The sequence below is a fragment of the Streptomyces sp. TLI_146 genome, from assembly GCF_002846415.1.
GTDB lineage: Bacteria > Actinomycetota > Actinomycetes > Streptomycetales > Streptomycetaceae > Streptomyces.
Genome location: NZ_PJMX01000001.1, coordinates 2,043,808 through 2,060,430 on the forward strand (window position 1 = coordinate 2,043,808; position 16,623 = coordinate 2,060,430).

A 16,623-nucleotide genomic window follows, 5' to 3' on the forward strand; every position below is an offset into this window, starting at 1 on the left:
TCTGGCGCGGCGGGCCTTTTCGGGGCGACCATGGACTCCACGGCAGCGGCCGGGAGGAAGGGGACCCCATGCCCGGCACGACGAAGGCGATGGTGGTGCTCACCGTCGTGGCGCTGGTGATGATCACTGCGTACACGGTGGCGCTCGGCAGCAGCGGCTGGCTCTGGTTCGGCTGGGTGGTCCTCGGCCTGGCGACGGTGGGCATGGCGGCTTCGCGCAGCGCCTGAGCGGCGGCCCGGCGGGCGGGCCGAGTGAGGAGCTGGTGCGTTGCTGTACTACGTGCTCAAGTACGCCCTGCTGGGACCGCTCCTGCGACTGCTGTTCCGGCCCAGGATCGAGGGTCTGGAGCACATTCCGGACGAGGGGCCGGCGATCGTCGCGGGCAACCACCTGTCGTTCTCCGACCACTTCCTGATGCCGGTGATGCTCAAGCGCCGCATCACCTTCCTCGCCAAGCAGGAGTACTTCACCGGGCCCGGCATCAAGGGCCGGCTCACCGCCGCCTTCTTCCGCGCGGTGGGGCAGATCCCGGTGGACCGCTCCGGCAAGGAGGCCGGGCAGGCGGCGATCCGCGAGGGCCTCGGGGTGCTGCGCAGGAACGAGCTCCTGGGCATCTACCCGGAGGGCACCCGCTCGCACGACGGAAAGCTCTACAAGGGCAAGGTCGGCGTCGCCGTGATGGCGCTGAAGGCGCAGGTGCCGGTGATCCCGTGCGCGATGGTCGGCACCTTCGAGATCCAGCCGCCCGGGCAGGTCATGCCGAAGATCAGGCGGGTCACCATCCGGTTCGGCGAGCCGCTCGACTTCTCCCGCTACACCGGCATGGAGAACGAGAAGGCCGTGCTGCGGGCCGCCACCGACGAGCTGATGTACAAGATCCTGGAGCTGTCGGGGCAGGAGTACGTGGACCGGTACGCGGCCGACGTGAAGGCCGAGGAGGCCGGAAAGTTCCCCAGGATCCTCGGCTGACAGCGGATCCGCGCACGGCGCAACTGTCTGGCCCCGGTGATCACGCGGCCGTAGCGTCCCGTGCATGGGCAAGGGAACAGCGTTCGTCATAGGGGCCACGGGACAGATCGGGCGGGCCGCCGTGCGCGCGCTCGCCGAGGACGGCTGGGAGGTGCGGGCCGCCTCGCGCGGCGGCGGGAGCGATCCGGGCTGGCCGGACGGGGTACGCCCGCTCGCGCTCGACCGGGACGGGGAGGGGGCGCTCGCGGCGGCGCTCGGCGACGGCTGCGACGTCCTGGTGGACATGGTGGCGTACGACGGCGGGCACGCCCGGCAGCTGGCCGGACTCGCGGACCGGATCGGCTCGGCCGTGGTGATCTCCAGCGGGGCGGTGTACGAGGACGACCGGGGCCGCAGCTTCGACACCCAGGCGGAGCCGGACGGCTCGCCCCGCTACCCGGTGCCGATCCCCGAGACGCTGGCCACGGTCGCGCCGGGCGACCGGACATACGGTACGCGCAAGATCCAGCTGGAGCGGGAGCTGCTCGCCTCGGGGCTGCCGTCGACGCTGCTGCGCGCGGGCGCGATCCACGGCCCGCACTGCCGCGGCCCGCGTGAGCTGTTCTTCGTGAAGCGGGCGCTGGACGGGCGGCCGGTGCGGGTGCTCGCGCACGGCGGGCGGAGCCGCTTCCATCCGGCGCATGTCGCCAACATCGCCGAGCTGATCCGGCTGGCCGCTCTGCGGCCGGGCTCGCGGGTGCTCAACGCGGCCGATCCGCAGGCGCCGACCGTCGCCGAGATCAGCGCGGCCGTCGACGAGGTGCTCGGGGTCCGCAGCGAGACGGTGCTCTTCGAAGGGGCGCCGCAGGAGGGCCTGGTGGGCCTCACCCCGTGGGGCGGCCCGCACCCGATCGTCTACGACATGGCGCAGGCGGAGCGCGAGCTGGGCTACCGCCCGGTGACCGGGTACGTTCAGTCGCTGCCCGAGACGGTCGCCTCGATCGCGGACCGGCTCGGGGACAAGGACTGGCGGGAGGCGTTCCCCGGCATGGCCAACTACCCGGACCTGTTCGACTACGCGGCCGAGGACGCCTGGCTGGCCGGGCGAGCCTGACGCGCGAAGGGGGCAGCCGCGGTGGCGGCCGCCCCCTCTTTCATGCGTAGTGCGTGGTTACGGCTTCGGCGTGGCGTGCGGGGTGCACGTCACATCGGCGCTGTCGACCTTGCCGGAGAGGAAGTAGGCCTCCACCCGGGTGTTGATGCACGGGTTGACCAGACCGGTCACCCCGTGCGAGCCCGCGTCCTTCTCGGTGATCAGGCGCGAGCCCTTGAAGCGCTGGTGCAGCGAGACGGCGCCCTGGTACGGCGTGGCGGCGTCGCGGGTGCTCTGGACGATCAGGACGGGCGGCAGGCCCTTGCCGGTCTTGACCTCGACCGGGGTCTGCTGCTTGGTCTGCCAGGTGGCGCACGGCAGGTTCATCCAGGCGTTCGCCCAGGTCATGAACGGGTTGTTCCTGTGGAGCCGGGTGTTGTCCCGGTCCCACTTCTTCCAGCTGGTGGGCCACTTGGCGTCCGCGCACTCGACGGCGGTGTAGACCGCGTTGCCGTTCTCGGCGCTGATGTTGCCCTTGGTGTCCGACATGTCGGGAGCGGCCGCGTCGACCAGCGCCTTGGTGTCGCCCGCCACGAACTTGCTCCAGTTCTGGGCGGTGGGCGCCCAGGCGGAGTCGTAGTACGGGGCGTTCTGGAAGTACGCGATGAGCTCGGCCGGGCCGACCACGCCGCCCAGGGGGCTCTTCTTCGCCTGGGCGCGCAGCTTGAGCCACTGCGCCTCGACCTCGGCCCGGGTGTCGCCCAGGTGGAAGGTGGCGTCGTTCTTGGCGACCCAGTCCTGCCAGTCGTTCCAGCGGCCCTGGAAGGCGACGTCCTGGTTCAGGTTGGCCTGGTACCAGATGTTGTCGCGCGCCGGGTCGACGACGCTGTCCACCAGCATGCGGCGCACGTGCGACGGGAAGAGCGTGCCGTAGACCGCGCCCAGGTAGGTGCCGTAGGAGACGCCCAGGTAGTTGAGCTTCTTCTCACCGAGCGCGGCGCGGATCACGTCCAGGTCGCGGGCGGTGTTCGGGGTGGTCATGAACGGCAGCATCCAGCCGCTGCGCTCGGCGCACCCGTCCGCGTACTCGGCGGCGAGCTTGCGCTGGGCGCGCTTGTCGGCCTCGCTGTCCGGGACCGGGTCGGCCTTCGGCGCCTTGACGTACTCCTGCGGGTCGACACAGGAGATCGGCGTCGAGTGGCCCACGCCGCGCGGGTCGAAGCCCACGAAGTCGTACGCCTTGGCGGTGTTGACCCACAGGGGGTTCTTGTTGGTCACCCGGGTCGGGAACCGCATGCCGGACGCGCCGGGGCCGCCCGGGTTGTAGATGAGCGCGCCCTGGCGCTCGGCCGGGGTGCCGGTCGAGGCGACGCGGTCCACGGCGAGCTTGATCTGCTGGCCGTACGGGTGGGCGTAGTCGAGCGGAACGCTGACGTAACCGCACTGGATCGGCTTGGCGAAGCCCCAGTCGGCGGGGCAGTCGGTCCAGTCGATGCCCTTCTTGGCGGCCCGCTCGGCGGCGAGCTGCACGCCGCGCGCCTCGGACGTGCCCTTGTGACGGCTTTCGGCGGTGGCCGCCGGTGCCGCGATCGCGCCCGCTATGAGCGTGCCCGCGATCAGAGTGCCGGCCGAGCCGAGCACTGCGGTGCGTCTCAAGTCGTTCCCCCCTGCTGAAGTGCGCCGCGTCGGAGCGGCGCGTTCCATGGTCTCGGGGGATCCTCGCGCCTCGGTGGCCGTCGAGAACAGGTCGTACTGGTGTTTCTTTACCGAACCGATAGCCGGGGCAGGAAGTCCCGCTGAGCGGTGCCGATGTCGTCCAGGACGCGCCGCAGCAGCCGGGCGTCCGGCGCGAGGGCCGTCACCAGGAACGCGGGCCCGGCCAGCGGTGTCAGTACCGCGCTCTCCCCCAGCAGCCGCGCCTCGACGGGCTTCTCCCCCAACCCCGGGTCGACGACGAGGAGTTGCCCCACCGCCCGGTGCCCGCCGAGCACCGCCGAACCGTTCCAGCCACCGGGCGCGCCGGGCCCGTACGACAGCGCCTGGTCGAGGAGCGGGCGGCCCGCACGGTGCACGGTGAGCCGGGTGGCGAGCGTACCGGGCTCCTCGCCGTGGCGCCCGAGGATCTGCTCCTCGCGCAGCACGAGCCGCGCGTCCGCCGCGAGCTCGACGCGGGTGCGCATCCGCAGATCGCTGCCGCGCGCCGAGATCAGCTGCTCGGGCAGCCAGTGCAGCGCGCCGCCGGACCCGACGCTCAGGCGTACGTCGTAGTGCGCGGGCGCGCCGGTCCGCCCCGGCAGGGCGATGGTGGCGGCGGCCGAGTCCACGGTGAGCCGGGCCCCGTCCCGCACCTCGGCCTCCACGGCGATCCGGTCGCCGCCGAGCGGGGCGCTCATCGCCCCGACGACGGTGACCCGCTGATGCTCGCCGGTGGCCCGGGTGCGGCGCAGCGCGAGCGGCCCCTCTCCCGCGAGCACCGGCAGCCCGTCGGGGGTGGCGACGATCCGGGCGGTGGCGCGCACTCCCGCGCCCGGGGTCAGCCCGTCCATGCGGCGAGCCGCTCCCGCACCCACTCGGCGACCGCGTCCACGCCGTCCTCGGACCTCAACGACTGGAAGACGACGGGCAGTTCGGCCCGCTGCTCCTTGGCGTCGCGGGCCATCCGCCCCAGGTCCGAGCCGACGTACGGGGCGAGGTCGGTCTTGTTGACGACGAGCAGGTCGGCCGTGGTGACTCCGGGCCCGCCCTTGCGCGGGATGTCGTCGCCGCCCGCCACGTCGATGACGAAGATCTGCGCGTCGACCAGCCCCTTGGAGAAGGTGGCGGTGAGGTTGTCGCCGCCCGACTCGACCAGGATCAGATCGAGCGGCCCGACCGCCTCCTCCAGGTCCTCGACGGCTTCGAGGTTGGCGGAGATGTCGTCCCTGATGGCGGTGTGCGGGCAGGCACCGGTCTCCACGGCCTGGATGCGCTCGGGCGGCAGCACGGCGTTGCGCAGCAGGAACTCGGCGTCCTCGCGGGTGTAGATGTCGTTGGTGACGACGGCGAGCGAGTACCGGTCCCGCAGGGCCCGGCAGAGCGCGGCCACGGTAGCGGTCTTCCCGGACCCGACGGGCCCGCCGAGCCCGACACGCAGGGCACGGCGGGTCCCGTCGGGCCGGTGGGCGTCGGCGCTGAGGGCGGCGGGGCCGGGGTGGGAGTGGTCGAGGTGCATGGTTGCGGCTCCATTTCGGCTTGGAGGCTTCGTGTCCGCCCTGGCGGGGCGGGATTTCCTGTGGTCCGGCGGGCTTGTTGCGGCCCGACCAGGCAGTCTTTTCAGCCCGTCCGGCGTTTGAGGACGAGCCCGTTCAGGGCGATCGGGGGTCGGGGGCGGAGCCCCCAGCGGCTCCGCAAGAGGTCTCTTACGACGCGAACAGCCGCACCGGCCACGCCGCATGCGCCTCCGCCATGACATCGAGCAGCGGCGCCGACGCGGCGGGCAGCGCGTCCAGCCCCTCCACCGCGGCCGAGGCCGCCAGCCGGGCGGCCCGCGAGGCCACCTCGTCCAGCTCGGGCGCCAACCCCGCCAGCACACCCGTCGCGTCGAACGGATCGAGGCTCAGCAGCCGCACCACCGCCGTCGCGGGCCCGCTCACACACTCGTACGCCACACAGTGCGCGGCGTCCTCCGCTCCGAGCCCCGCCGCCCGCGCGGCGAGCCCGAGCACGATCGGCTGATGCGCCCCGCGCGGCCGGGCCGCGGCGAGCGCGGCCAGCTCCTCGCCGGGCCAGGTGGCCCGGGCCGCCCGCATCATCTGGCGGCCGAGCCTGCGCGCGGCCGCCCGCAGCGCCGGGGACGGGGTGCGGGCGTCGGCGGCCTCGTCCAGGGCGAGCGGGTCGAGCCCGAGGGCGGCCGCCGCGGCGAGCGAGGCGGACACCAGACCGGCCGTGTGCAGCCGCCCCCGGCAGAACTCCGCCAGGGAGGCCGCGTCATGGACCCGGCCCGCCTTGACGGCCGGTTCGGCACCCCCCGAGTGGGCGTGCCCACCGGCCGGGAACCGGCCGTCGGCGAGGACGAGCAGAGCTGCGCGAGTCATGTACCAGCCGCTCTCAGAAGAGGAAGTACCGCTGGGCCATGGGCAGTTCGGCGGCGGGCGCGGGCTCGACCGCCTCCCCGTCGATCGTCACCGTGAAGGTGTCCGGATCGACCCTGACGTCCGGCATCGCCGAGTTCTCGCGCATGTCCGCCTTCCCCACCCGCCGCGTGCTCTTGATGGCGGTGAACTCCTTGGCCAGGCCGAGCCGTTCGGGCAGCCCGTCGTCGAGCGCGGCCTGCGACACGAAGTTGAGCGAGTTGGCCGCGGGGGCCTTCCCGTACGCGCCGAACATCGGACGGGGCAGGACCGGCTGCGGCGTGGGGATGGACGCGTTGGCGTCGCCCATCTGCGCGTACGCGATCTGGCCGCCCTTGATGACGAGCTGCGGCTTGACGCCGAAGAACGCGGGCTCCCACAGCACCAGGTCCGCGAGTTTGCCCGGCTCGACCGAGCCGATCTCGCCGTCGAGGCCCTGCGCGACCGCCGGGTTGATCGTGTACTTGGCGACATAGCGGCGCGCCCGGTGATTGTCCGCGCGCCCGTCCCCCGCGAGCGCTCCCCGGCGCACCTTCATGACATGCGCGGTCTGCCACGTACGCAGGATGACCTCGCCGATCCGGCCCATCGCCTGGGAGTCGGAGGAGAGGATCGAGATGGCACCCAGGTCGTGCAGGATGTCCTCGGCCGCGATGGTGGAGGGCCGGATACGGGACTCAGCGAACGCCAGGTCCTCCGGCACGGCCGGGTTGAGGTGGTGACAGACCATCAGCATGTCGAGGTGTTCCTCGATGGTGTTGACGGTGTGCGGCCGGGTCGGATTGGTCGAGCTGGGCAGGACGTACGGCTCGGAGACCACGGTGATGATGTCCGGGGCGTGCCCGCCGCCCGCGCCCTCGGTGTGGTACGCGTGGATGGAGCGGCCGGCGATGGCGGCGAGGGTGTCGCCGACGAAGCCCGCCTCGTTCAACGTGTCGGTGTGGATGGCGAGTTGGGCGCCGGTCTCGTCGCAGACGCTCAGACAGGCGTCGATGACGGCCGGGGTCGCCCCCCAGTCCTCGTGGATCTTGAATCCGAGGGCGCCGCCGCGCAGTTGGGAGTGCATGGCCTCGCGCGACATGGTGTTGCCCTTGCCGAGCAGACCGATGTTGACGGGCGCGTTCTCCAGGGCCGCGAACATCCGGGCGAGGTGCCAGGGGCCGGGGGTGACCGTGGTGGCCTTGGTGCCCTCGGCGGGGCCGGTGCCGCCGCCGACGAGGGTGGTGATGCCCGAGGAGAGCGCCTGGTCGATCAGGGTCGGCGAGATGAAGTGGACATGGGTGTCCACCGCGCCCGCCGTGAGGATCTTCCCGTTGCCCGCGATGATCTCGGTCTCGGGGCCGATGACGAGGTCGGGGTGGACGCCGTCCATGGTGTCCGGATTGCCCGCCTTGCCGAGCGCGGTGATCCGGCCGTCCCGGATGCCGAGGTCCGCCTTGACGATGCCCCAGTGGTCGAGGACGACGACGCCGGTGATCACGGTGTCGGGCGCGCCCTCGGCCCGGGTGGTGCGGGCCTGGCCCATCGACTCGCGGATCACCTTCCCGCCGCCGAACACCGCCTCGTCGCCCGCGCGTCCGGGGCCGCCGCAGCGGTCCTCCTCGATCTCCACGAGCAGATCGGTGTCGGCGAGCCGGACGCGGTCGCCGGTGGTGGGGCCGAACAGGTCGGCGTAGACGGCACGGTGGAGCTCAGTCATCGAGGGGACCTCCGGTCTCGCCGCGCAGCCCGCTGACGATCCGGCGGCCGGTGAGGGGCACGAGCTCGACATCGACGGGGATGCCCGGCTCGAAGCGCACGGCGGTGCCCGCGGCGATGTTCAGCCGCAGCCCGCGGGCGGCGGCGCGGTCGAAGTCCAGGCCGGGGTTGGCCTCGGCGAAGTGGTAGTGCGAGCCGACCTGGACGGGCCGGTCGGCGGCGTTGAGGACGGTCATCGCAGTGATCGCGCGGCCCTCGTTGAGGGCGACGGGCTCGTCCGCGAACAGGATCTCTCCGGGAATCATGGCGGCGCTCCCCCGTCAGACGATGGGCTCGTGGACGGTGACGAGCTTGGTGCCGTCCGGGAAGGTCGCCTCGACCTGCACGTCGTGGATCATCTCCGGGATGCCCGGCATGACGTCGTCGCGGGAGAGCACCTTGCGGCCGGACGCCATGAGTTCGGCGACGCTCCGGCCGTCGCGGGCGCCTTCGAGGATGTGCGAGGTGATGAGCGCGACGGCTTCGGGGTGATTCAGCTTCACCCCGCGGGCGCGGCGTTTCTCCGCGACGTCCGCGGCCACATGGATGAGCAGTCTCTCCTGCTCGTGCGGCGTCAGTTGCACGCTTCCCACCTCACAGTCGTGCCCGGAACGGGGGAATCCCGCCTCGACGCTGCGGGACCCCGGCCAAGTTCAACACCTTGTTGACCTGGGGTTCCCTGCTCCGCAGCCAGGCATTGCACGTTACGGCGGAAGTTTTTCCGGCTCGTTAACTGACGCTTTGCATATCCATGGCCAATGCATCCATCACCGGCCCCGGCGATCCGGAACCCGTCAGTCACCCACCGGCGGCCGCCGGTGCTCGGCGGCGATGCCGAACCGGCGCCGTTCGCCGGGAGCGGACGGAACCTGACCCACCGAGGACACGGAGCTGATCACCTGCTCCTCGGCCGGCTCCGCCGCGCCTTCGAGTCGCTCCAGGTCAGCGGCGGACACCAGGGCGACCAGGGGCTTGCCGTGCCGGGTCACGACGACGCGCTCGCCGCCGTACACCACACGGTTGATCAGCTCGGCGAGCTCGGCTCGGGCTTGCGTCACCGGAATTTCATAGGCCATGCTCCCATCATAACGGCCTGTACGTCCTGTACATTTTTTACAGAAGCACCGGCTGAAGCACCGGCACGAGAAGGAGGTACGTCATGCACGGCCCGTCCGCCCGCTACGTCCTGCCCGAGTTCTCCGAGCGCACCGCGACCGGGGTCCGCACCCTCGATCCGTACGCGAAGCTCCTGGAGGAGCGGATCGTCTTCCTCGGCACCCCCGTCGACGACACCGCGGCCAACGACGTGATGGCGCAGTTCATGCACCTGGAGCACGCCGACCCGGACCGCGACATCTCGCTGTACATCAACTCCCCCGGCGGCTCGCTCACCGCGATGACGGCGATCTACGACACCATGCGGTTCGTCACCTGCGACGTGGAGACGGTGTGTATGGGCCAGGCCGCCTCGGCCGCGGCCGTGCTGCTGGCCGCGGGCACCCCGGGCAAGCGGCTCGCACTGCCCGGCGCGCGGATCCTCATCCATCAGCCCGGGGTCGACGAGCCCATCCAGGGCCAGCCCTCCGATCTGGAGATCTACGCCAGTGAACTCCAGCGCGGGCGCGAGCTGTTGACCGAGCTGCTGGCCCTGCACACCGGGAAGTCCGTCGAGCGGATCAGCGCCGACATCGAGCGGGACACCATCCTCGACGCCGGCGCCGCCGCCGCGTACGGGCTGGTCGACCACGTCGTCACCAGCCGCAAGAACTCGGCCCCGCCGCAAGGGAGGTAGCGCCGTGGTGCCCGAACTGCCGCCGCTGCCCGCGCTGACGCGCGCCGAGGGCGAGTTCATCGACGCGTATCTCGACGCGCTCGACAAGCTGGGCCGGATCAACCCCGCCCGGCACCGCGACACCTACGGCGCGCTGCGGGCCGCCCAGGCGCTCGTCGGGCGGGCCGTGGCACTGCGGGACGCGCTGACGACCATGCACCGGCGTGGTGAGAGCGAGTTGCACTCCGAGACGCTGGCGCGGGCGCTGCGGACCCTCGACGGGGAGCGCCGGGCGGGCCGGCTGACGGTGCCGCCGCCGTCAGCGGCGAGTTGACGCCACGGCGTCCGCTCACCCCGGCGCGGGTACGAGTCGGCGTCCCTCGTTCGCACCATCCGATGGTCCGAACGACGTACCGCAGGTGTTGCTCCGAATGTGCAGACACCGGACGGAATGAATCGTTCCATCGCTGTTGCGACGCAGGTCGGACACGCCGTCAGGGGCGTTGAAACATCGATGTCCACCCGAACGGGTCAGTCGTGAGGAGCCTCACAAAACGCCGTTTCGGCTCGGAAATCCGACACTTCTTGGGTCAAGATCCCTTCCGACGACAAGCCCCCGCCACCGCGGCGGGGCGGTCCGGGCGGACGCCGAGTCCTGCCGCCGTACCCGGATGACTGGTCGACTGAGTGGATCGGCAGGAGTGGAGGACCCAAGCAGTGCGGGCCCACCGGGAGACCGGGAGGCCCTTGGGGTGAAGCCGCGTGAGCGGCCGGGCATCTTCGCCAGTCCGAACCCGACAGGTCATCCTTCGCAGGCGGTTTGACGAAGGGTTGCGCATGCCTGCGCAGAATCATGTCCCGTCCCTGCTGACCCGTGTCGGCGCGGTCTCCGCCCTCACCCTCGCCGCCGTCGGCGGCACCATGCTGGCACCGGGGGCCAGCAGTGAGGCGAGCGCCGCGACACTCGCGACGAAGGCGCTCAATGTCGCCGCGTCGAAGAAGGGATCGCCTTACAAGTACGGGGCCAGCGGCCCGTACCGTTTCGACTGCTCGGGGCTCACCCTCTACTCGTTCAAGAAGGCGGGCAAGAAGCTGCCCCGCACCACCCAGCAGCAGTACAACAGCACCCGGCACATCTCGTCGTCCGCGCGCCAGCGCGGGGACCTGGTGTTCTTCCACTCCGGCTCGAACGTCTACCACGTGGGGATCTACGCCGGGGACGGCAAGATATGGCACTCCCCCAAGACGGGGTCCGTGGTCCGGCTGGAGAAGATCTGGTCGAAGAGCGTCTGGTACGGACGCGTGCGCTGACGCACGCGGCATCAAAGGCCGGTGACGCGGGCGCCCGCGTCACCGGCCTCCGCGAGGGGGCACGGGGCTCAGCTCTGGACCGGCGCCGTCCACGGCAGCGCGATCCAGACGGTCTTGCCGCCGTCCGGCGTCGGGGTGACCGACAGCCGCCCCCCGCACTCGGCGGCGAGCCAGCGGATGATCACCATGCCGCGTCCGTTGTCCTGCTGGACGGCGGCGGGAAGACGTTTCGGCCAGCGGGGATGGCTGTCGGTGACACCGATGTGGAGCTGCTCGTAGCGCTCCAGGCGCAGATCCACGGTGAAGGTGGGCGACTGGCCGAACGTGTGCTGCACGGCGTTGGTCGCGAGTTCGGAGACGATCAGGCGGATCGTATCGGCGGTGTCGGCATCCGTCGGAAGACCCCACTCGGTGAGTACGCCGACGACGTGTCTGCGGGCGGCGGAGACCGAGGCGGGATCGCTCGGCAGAGTGACGGTGGATTCTTGGTGGTCTGCCATGGCGACGCTGTCCCTTTCCCACCCGGGCCGGCCAGCTGGACGCGTAGCGAGCGGACAAACGCGAGGACGGCCCGGACTTGTGCTTCGCGCCAGAGTGCCACTCATCGTGCCGCCGGATGCGCCGATCCACCAAGATGTGCATATATCTGTCGCTCAAAGCGGTGAACTCTGCGACGAAGGACCGTATTTGGGCGCCACACTTGCCCATCACCCGAATCCCGGCCGGGTGGAAGGAGACCGACATGTGGCACGGGCCCGCGGTACGCCGCCGCAAACTCGGCGAGGAACTGCGCCGGCTGCGCTGCGCGGCCGCCCTCACGAGCGGCGAGGTCGCCGGGCAGCTGGGCTGGCACCAGTCCAAGGTGAGCCGGATCGAGACCGGCCGCAGCGGGGTGAAGCCCGCCGACGTGGCCCTCCTCCTTGAGGTGTACGGGGTGGACGACCCCGGGCTGCGGGCGCTGCTCGAGGCGCTCGCGGGGTCGCGGGACGGGCGCGGCGGCCAGTGGTGGCAGGCCTATCGTGGGCTGCTTCCGCCGCAGTACCGCGACTTCATCAGCCTGGAGTCACAGGCGTCGGCGGCGCGCACCCTGGAGACGTCCGTGGTGCCGGGGCTGCTCCAGACGCCCGAGTACGCCCGTGCGGTGACCCGGGCGGCCCTCGGCGGGCTCGACGCGGTACGGGTGGACTCCCTGGTGGAGGTGCGCCTGGCGCGCCAGGAGGTGCTGCGGGCCGATCCGCCGCTGGAGCTGAGCGCGGTGGTCGACGAGGCGGCGCTGCACCGCGAGGTGGGCGGGCCGGACGCGATGCGGCGGCAGTTGCGCCATCTCCTGGAGGCGGCTCAGCTGCCGCATGTCCGGCTGCGGGTGCTGCCTTTCAGCTGCGGTGGCCATATCGGTCTCACCGGGCCTTTCATTATCTTCTCCTTTCCGCACATTTCCGATCTGGACGTTGTTGTTATCGACCACTTGACGAGTAGCCTCTATCTCGAACGGAGAGAAGACCTTGAGGCGTACAGCGCCGCGTTCCACCTGGCCGAGGCGCAGGCCCTCTCGTTCAAGGAATCATTGAATCTCATCGCCGGGATGACTCACGGCGTGTAAGGGAGGCATGATGCCCGCACCCCCCGCGCATGTACCTTCCAGCACTTCTCTGAACGGTGCGCAGTGGCGGCGCAGCAGCCGTAGTACAGGAATGAACAATTGCGTCGAGGCCGCATTCCTCGACGCCGGACTGCTCGCCGTCCGCGATTCCAAGCGGACCGCCGGACCCGCGCTGCTCTTCGGAGCACGGGCCTGGCACAGCTTCCTTTCCGGTCTGCCAGTCGAGCTCAACGAGGCGCCCGACAGCAGGGATTGAGCATGCGAACGGGGGACTAGGCGGTGGGCGCGGTCCGCAGGATCGTGTCCACTGCCCACTGGACCTGATCCTCAGTCAGGTCCGCCCGGGCGGTCAGCCGCAGCCGGGAGACGCCGTCCGGCACCGACGGCGGCCGGAAGCACCCCACCGCGAGTCCCGCGCCCCGGCAGTCGGCCGCCCAGGCCACCGCCTGCTCCGGCGAGGGCGCCCGCACCGAGACCACGGCCGCGTCCGGGCGCGCCGCCCGAAGGCCCGCCGCCGTCAGCCGTCCGTGCAGCTCGGCCGCCACGGCCCTGGCCCGGCCCGCCCGCTCCGGCTCGGCCTCCAGAAGCCGCAGCGCCGCCAGCGCGCCGCCCACCGCAGCGGGTGCGAGACCGGTATCGAAGATGAACGTGCGGGCGGCGTTGACCAGGTGCCGGATGACCCGGGCCGGGCCCAGGACCGCGCCGCCCTGGCTGCCGAGCGACTTGGACAGGGTGAGGGTGGCCACCACGTCGTCGTCGCCCGCGAGCCCCGCGGCGTGCAGCCCGCCCCGGCCGCCCTCGCCCAGGACGCCGAGGCCGTGGGCGTCGTCCACCACCAGCGCCGCCCCGAACTCCCGGCAGGCGGCGGCGAGTCCGGGCAGCGGGGCGGCGTCGCCGTCCACCGAGAAGACCGAGTCGCTCACCGTGAGCGCGGGCCCGCCGTGGGCGTCCAGCGCCTTGCCGACGGCCTCGGGGTCGGCGTGCGGGACCACCTCGGTCCGCGCGCGCGAGAGCCGGCACCCGTCGACGATCGAGGCGTGGTTGCCCGCGTCGGAGACGATCAGCGAGTCCCGCTCGCCGAGGGCGGTCAGCGCGGCGAGGTTGGCCGCGTACCCGGAGGAGAAGACGAGCGCCGCCTCGAACCCGCAGAACCGGGCCAGCGCCTCCTCCAGCTCGGTGTGGAGCGCGGTCGTCCCGGTGACCAGACGCGATCCGGTGGCTCCGGCGCCCCAGCGCAGCGCCGCGTCGGCGGCGCCCCGGGTGACGGCCGGGTGCCGGGTGAGGCCCAGGTAGTCGTTGCTGGCCAGATCCAGGAGGTCCTGGTCGGCGGCGCGCGGCCGCAGCACCCGTACGAGACCGGCGCGCTCGCGCCGCTCGGTCGCTCCGTCGATCCAGTCGAATGGCGCTCGGGGCATGGTGAAGATCCCTTTTGTAGGCAGCGGACAGACCCTATTCCTGGACGGGCGAGGTCAGGGTGTGGCAATACACACACCTTCCGGGAGCGCAGTTGTACGATCCCTCCTTGGCTGGAAGCGGGGTCTTGGGCAAGGATCGGCGCCATGGACCTGCTGAACACGCTGGTGGACAAGGGGCTGCGGCGCGAGCTGCCGAGCCGTGAAGAGGCGCTCGCCGTACTGGCGACCTCCGACGAGGAACTGCTCGACGTGGTGGCCGCGGCCGGCAAGGTGCGCCGTCAGTGGTTCGGGCGCCGGGTGAAGCTGAACTACCTGGTGAACCTGAAGTCCGGGCTGTGCCCCGAGGACTGCTCGTACTGCTCGCAGCGGCTCGGTTCCAAGGCCGAGATCCTCAAGTACACCTGGCTGAAGCCGGACGAGGCGTCCAAGGCGGCCGCCGCGGGTGTCGCGGGCGGCGCCAAGCGCGTCTGCCTGGTGGCCAGCGGCCGCGGCCCGACCGACCGCGACGTGGACCGCGTCTCGAAGACGATCGAGGCGATCAAGGAGCAGAACGAGGGCGTCGAGGTGTGCGCCTGCCTCGGTCTCCTCTCGGACGGCCAGGCCGAGCGGCTGCGCGCGGCGGGCGCCGACGCGTACAACCACAACCTCAACACGTCCGAGGGGACGTACGGGGACATCACGACCACCCACACCTACGCCGACCGCGTCGACACCGTGCAGAAGGCGCACTCCGCCGGGCTCTCGGCCTGCTCGGGGCTGATCGCGGGCATGGGCGAGAGCGACGAGGACCTCGTCGACGTCGTCTACGCGCTGCGCGAGCTCGACCCGGACTCGGTGCCGGTCAACTTCCTCATCCCGTTCGAGGGCACCCCGCTCGCCAAGGAGTGGAACCTCACCCCGCAGCGCTGTCTGCGCATCCTGGCGATGGTCCGGTTCGTCTGCCCGGACGTCGAGGTCCGGCTCGCGGGCGGCCGCGAGGTGCATCTGCGCTCGATGCAGCCGCTCGCCCTGCACCTGGTCAACTCGATCTTCCTCGGCGACTACCTCACCAGTGAGGGCCAGGAGGGCAAGGCGGACCTGGAGATGATCGCGGACGCCGGCTTCGAGGTGGAGGGCGCGGGCACGACCACGCTGCCCGAGCACCGCGCCGACGCGCTGGCCGCCGCGGGCTGCGGCTCGCACGCGCAGAGCGGCTGCGGCTCGCACCAGGGCGGCGGCTGCGGCCCGTGCGGCTCCGAGAGCGTCCCGGCCGCCGCGGCCGAGGTCTCCGAGGCGCGTACGGACCTGGTGGCGGTACGCCGCCGGGGTGCGGGAACGGACCTCGCGCCCAATGCCTGATCGCGGTTACGACGTCGCCGAGCTGCGGGCTCTGGACCGGCAGCACGTCTGGCACCCCTACGGCCCCATGCCGGGCCGCCAGGAGCCGCTGGTCGTGGAGTCCGCGTCCGGGGTGCGGCTGCGCCTCGCCGAGGAAGCGCACGGGCAGCGCGAGCTGGTCGACGGCATGGCGTCCTGGTGGGCGGCGCTGCACGGCTACCGCCACCCGGTCCTGGACGAGGCCGTGCGCGGCCAGCTGGACCGGATGAGCCATGTGATGTTCGGCGGGCTCACCCACGAGCCCGCCGTGCGCCTGAGCACGAAGCTCGTGGAGATCACCCCCGAGCCGCTCCAGCACGTCTTCCTCAGCGACTCCGGTTCGGTGTCGGTCGAGGTCGCCATCAAGATGTGCCTGCAGTACTGGAAGTCGGTCGGGCAGCCGCGCAAGCAGCGGCTGCTGACCTGGCGCGGCGGCTACCACGGCGACACCTGGCAGCCGATGTCGGTGTGCGACCCGGACGGCGGCATGCACTCGCTGTGGTCCGGCCGGCTGCCGGAGCAGGTCTTCGCGGACGCGCCCCCCACGGGGTACGACGCGGAGCCGGACGAGGCCTATGTACGCCATCTGCGGGAGGTGATCGCCCGCCACGCCGACGAGGTGGCGGCGGTGATCGTCGAGCCGGTGGTGCAGAACGCGGGCGGGATGCGGTTCCACTCCCCCGGCTATCTGCGGGTGCTGCGCGAGGCGTGCGACGAGTACGGCGTGCTGCTGGTGTTCGACGAGATCGCCACCGGCTTCGGCCGCACCGGCACGCTCTTCGCGTCCGAGCACGCCGGTGTGTCGCCCGACGTGCTGTGCGTGGGCAAGGCGCTGACCGGCGGCTATCTGTCGATGGCGGCGACGCTGTGCACCACCCGGGTGGCCGAGGGCATCTCCTCGGGCGAGGTCCCGGTGCTTGCGCACGGCCCCACGTACATGGGCAATCCGCTGGCCGCGTCCGTCGCCTGCGCCTCGATCGACCTGTTGCTGTCCCAGGACTGGCAGGGCGAGATCAAGCGCCTGGAGACGGGGATGCGCGACGGTCTGGGCGAGCTGGTGGGGACGCCGGGGGTCAAGGACGTCCGCGTCCTCGGCGCGATCGGCGTCGTCCAGCTCGACCACGACGTGGACATGGCGGCGGCGACCCGGGCGGCGGTCCGCGAGGGCGTGTGGCTGCGCCCGTTCCGCGACCTCGTCTACACGATGCCGCCGTATGTGACGAACGACGAGGACCTGGCGCGGATCTGCCGTGCCGTGGGCGCTGCGGCTCGGGAGGGCTGAG

Annotated in this window: 20 protein-coding genes and 1 riboswitch; of the genes, 10 read left to right on the top strand and 10 right to left on the bottom strand. The window is 71.7% G+C overall.

What is annotated here, in order from left to right:
* Window positions 1-68: 68 nt before the first annotated feature.
* The 3 genes from BX283_RS40565 to BX283_RS09370 all read left to right on the top strand — a co-directional run bounded on the left by BX283_RS40565 (window position 69) and on the right by BX283_RS09370 (window position 2,062).
* Window positions 69-227, top strand: a complete 159-nt coding sequence (locus tag BX283_RS40565; protein WP_180357116.1) for a hypothetical protein — start codon at window positions 69-71, stop codon at window positions 225-227.
* Window positions 228-267: 40 nt separating this feature from the next.
* Window positions 268-969, top strand: a complete 702-nt coding sequence (locus BX283_RS09365) for a 1-acyl-sn-glycerol-3-phosphate acyltransferase (RefSeq protein ID WP_101387174.1) — start codon at window positions 268-270, stop codon at window positions 967-969.
* 64 nt (window positions 970-1,033) lie between these two features.
* The gene (locus BX283_RS09370; protein ID WP_101387175.1) at window positions 1,034-2,062 is read left to right on the top strand and encodes an NAD(P)-dependent oxidoreductase; all 1,029 of its coding nucleotides are present in this window, start codon (window positions 1,034-1,036) and stop codon (window positions 2,060-2,062) included.
* Window positions 2,063-2,119: 57 nt separating this feature from the next.
* Here BX283_RS09370 and BX283_RS09375 read toward each other — a convergent pair whose 3' ends face one another.
* The 8 genes from BX283_RS09375 to BX283_RS09410 all read right to left on the bottom strand — a co-directional run bounded on the left by BX283_RS09375 (window position 2,120) and on the right by BX283_RS09410 (window position 8,963).
* The gene (locus BX283_RS09375; RefSeq protein ID WP_257582359.1) at window positions 2,120-3,697 is read right to left on the bottom strand and encodes an alpha/beta hydrolase; all 1,578 of its coding nucleotides are present in this window, start codon (window positions 3,695-3,697) and stop codon (window positions 2,120-2,122) included.
* Window positions 3,698-3,804: 107 nt separating this feature from the next.
* Window positions 3,805-4,587, bottom strand: a complete 783-nt coding sequence (locus tag BX283_RS09380; protein ID WP_101387177.1) for an urease accessory protein UreD — start codon at window positions 4,585-4,587, stop codon at window positions 3,805-3,807.
* Window positions 4,575-5,252 carry an urease accessory protein UreG gene (gene ureG, locus BX283_RS09385; RefSeq protein ID WP_101387178.1) on the bottom strand — a complete coding sequence of 226 codons (678 nt, stop codon included), beginning with the start codon at window positions 5,250-5,252 and terminating at the stop codon, window positions 4,575-4,577. Before ureG ends, BX283_RS09380 begins: the two co-directional genes overlap by 13 nt.
* A 187-nt stretch (window positions 5,253-5,439) precedes the next feature.
* Window positions 5,440-6,114, bottom strand: coding sequence for an urease accessory protein UreF (locus BX283_RS09390; protein ID WP_101387179.1), 675 nt, complete (start codon window positions 6,112-6,114; stop codon window positions 5,440-5,442).
* A 13-nt stretch (window positions 6,115-6,127) separates the two neighbouring features.
* The gene (locus BX283_RS09395) at window positions 6,128-7,849 is read right to left on the bottom strand and encodes an urease subunit alpha (protein ID WP_101387180.1); all 1,722 of its coding nucleotides are present in this window, start codon (window positions 7,847-7,849) and stop codon (window positions 6,128-6,130) included.
* Window positions 7,842-8,153 carry an urease subunit beta gene (locus tag BX283_RS09400; RefSeq protein WP_101387181.1) on the bottom strand — a complete coding sequence of 104 codons (312 nt, stop codon included), beginning with the start codon at window positions 8,151-8,153 and terminating at the stop codon, window positions 7,842-7,844. Before BX283_RS09400 ends, BX283_RS09395 begins: the two co-directional genes overlap by 8 nt.
* Before the next feature lie 15 nt (window positions 8,154-8,168).
* Complete coding sequence (locus BX283_RS09405; RefSeq protein WP_101387182.1) at window positions 8,169-8,471, bottom strand: urease subunit gamma; 303 nt, start codon at window positions 8,469-8,471, stop codon at window positions 8,169-8,171.
* 210 nt (window positions 8,472-8,681) lie between these two features.
* On the bottom strand, window positions 8,682-8,963 hold the full coding sequence (locus tag BX283_RS09410; protein ID WP_101387183.1) for a type II toxin-antitoxin system Phd/YefM family antitoxin: 282 nt from the start codon (window positions 8,961-8,963) through the stop codon (window positions 8,682-8,684).
* An 83-nt stretch (window positions 8,964-9,046) separates the two neighbouring features.
* Here BX283_RS09410 and BX283_RS09415 point away from each other — a divergent pair, with 83 nt between their 5' ends.
* From BX283_RS09415 to BX283_RS09425, 3 genes are all read left to right on the top strand, one after another.
* Window positions 9,047-9,679 carry an ATP-dependent Clp protease proteolytic subunit gene (locus BX283_RS09415; RefSeq protein WP_101387184.1) on the top strand — a complete coding sequence of 211 codons (633 nt, stop codon included), beginning with the start codon at window positions 9,047-9,049 and terminating at the stop codon, window positions 9,677-9,679.
* Between the two features lie 4 nt (window positions 9,680-9,683).
* A complete protein-coding gene (locus BX283_RS09420) occupies window positions 9,684-9,992 on the top strand; it encodes a hypothetical protein (protein WP_101387185.1) in 309 nt (102 codons plus the stop codon).
* Window positions 9,993-10,307: 315 nt separating this feature from the next.
* Window positions 10,308-10,491: riboswitch (cyclic di-AMP (ydaO/yuaA leader) on the top strand.
* A 4-nt stretch (window positions 10,492-10,495) separates the two neighbouring features.
* A complete protein-coding gene (locus BX283_RS09425; RefSeq protein WP_101387186.1) occupies window positions 10,496-10,969 on the top strand; it encodes a C40 family peptidase in 474 nt (157 codons plus the stop codon).
* A gap of 68 nt (window positions 10,970-11,037) precedes the next feature.
* Here the strand turns inward: BX283_RS09425 and BX283_RS09430 are convergent, their stop codons facing one another.
* Entirely contained in the window at window positions 11,038-11,469 is a 432-nt protein-coding gene (locus BX283_RS09430; protein ID WP_101387187.1) for an ATP-binding protein, read from the bottom strand.
* 242 nt (window positions 11,470-11,711) lie between these two features.
* Between BX283_RS09430 and BX283_RS09435 the strand changes: the two genes are divergently transcribed.
* Together BX283_RS09435 and BX283_RS09440 are read left to right on the top strand one after the other, a co-directional pair.
* Window positions 11,712-12,569: a helix-turn-helix transcriptional regulator gene (locus BX283_RS09435; RefSeq protein ID WP_101387188.1), complete on the top strand. Its 858-nt coding sequence runs from the start codon at window positions 11,712-11,714 to the stop codon at window positions 12,567-12,569.
* Between the two features lie 10 nt (window positions 12,570-12,579).
* Entirely contained in the window at window positions 12,580-12,825 is a 246-nt protein-coding gene (locus BX283_RS09440) for a DUF397 domain-containing protein (protein WP_101392242.1), read from the top strand.
* Between the two features lie 16 nt (window positions 12,826-12,841).
* Here BX283_RS09440 and BX283_RS09445 read toward each other — a convergent pair whose 3' ends face one another.
* Complete coding sequence (locus BX283_RS09445; RefSeq protein WP_101387189.1) at window positions 12,842-13,984, bottom strand: 8-amino-7-oxononanoate synthase; 1,143 nt, start codon at window positions 13,982-13,984, stop codon at window positions 12,842-12,844.
* 144 nt (window positions 13,985-14,128) lie between these two features.
* On the opposite strand from BX283_RS09445, the gene bioB reads away from it, so the two are divergent.
* Window positions 14,129-15,322, top strand: coding sequence for a biotin synthase BioB (bioB, locus tag BX283_RS09450; protein ID WP_101387190.1), 1,194 nt, complete (start codon window positions 14,129-14,131; stop codon window positions 15,320-15,322).
* Entirely contained in the window at window positions 15,315-16,622 is a 1,308-nt protein-coding gene (locus BX283_RS09455) for an adenosylmethionine--8-amino-7-oxononanoate transaminase (protein WP_101387191.1), read from the top strand. Before bioB ends, BX283_RS09455 begins: the two co-directional genes overlap by 8 nt.
* The last annotated feature ends 1 nt before the right edge of the window (window position 16,623 follow it).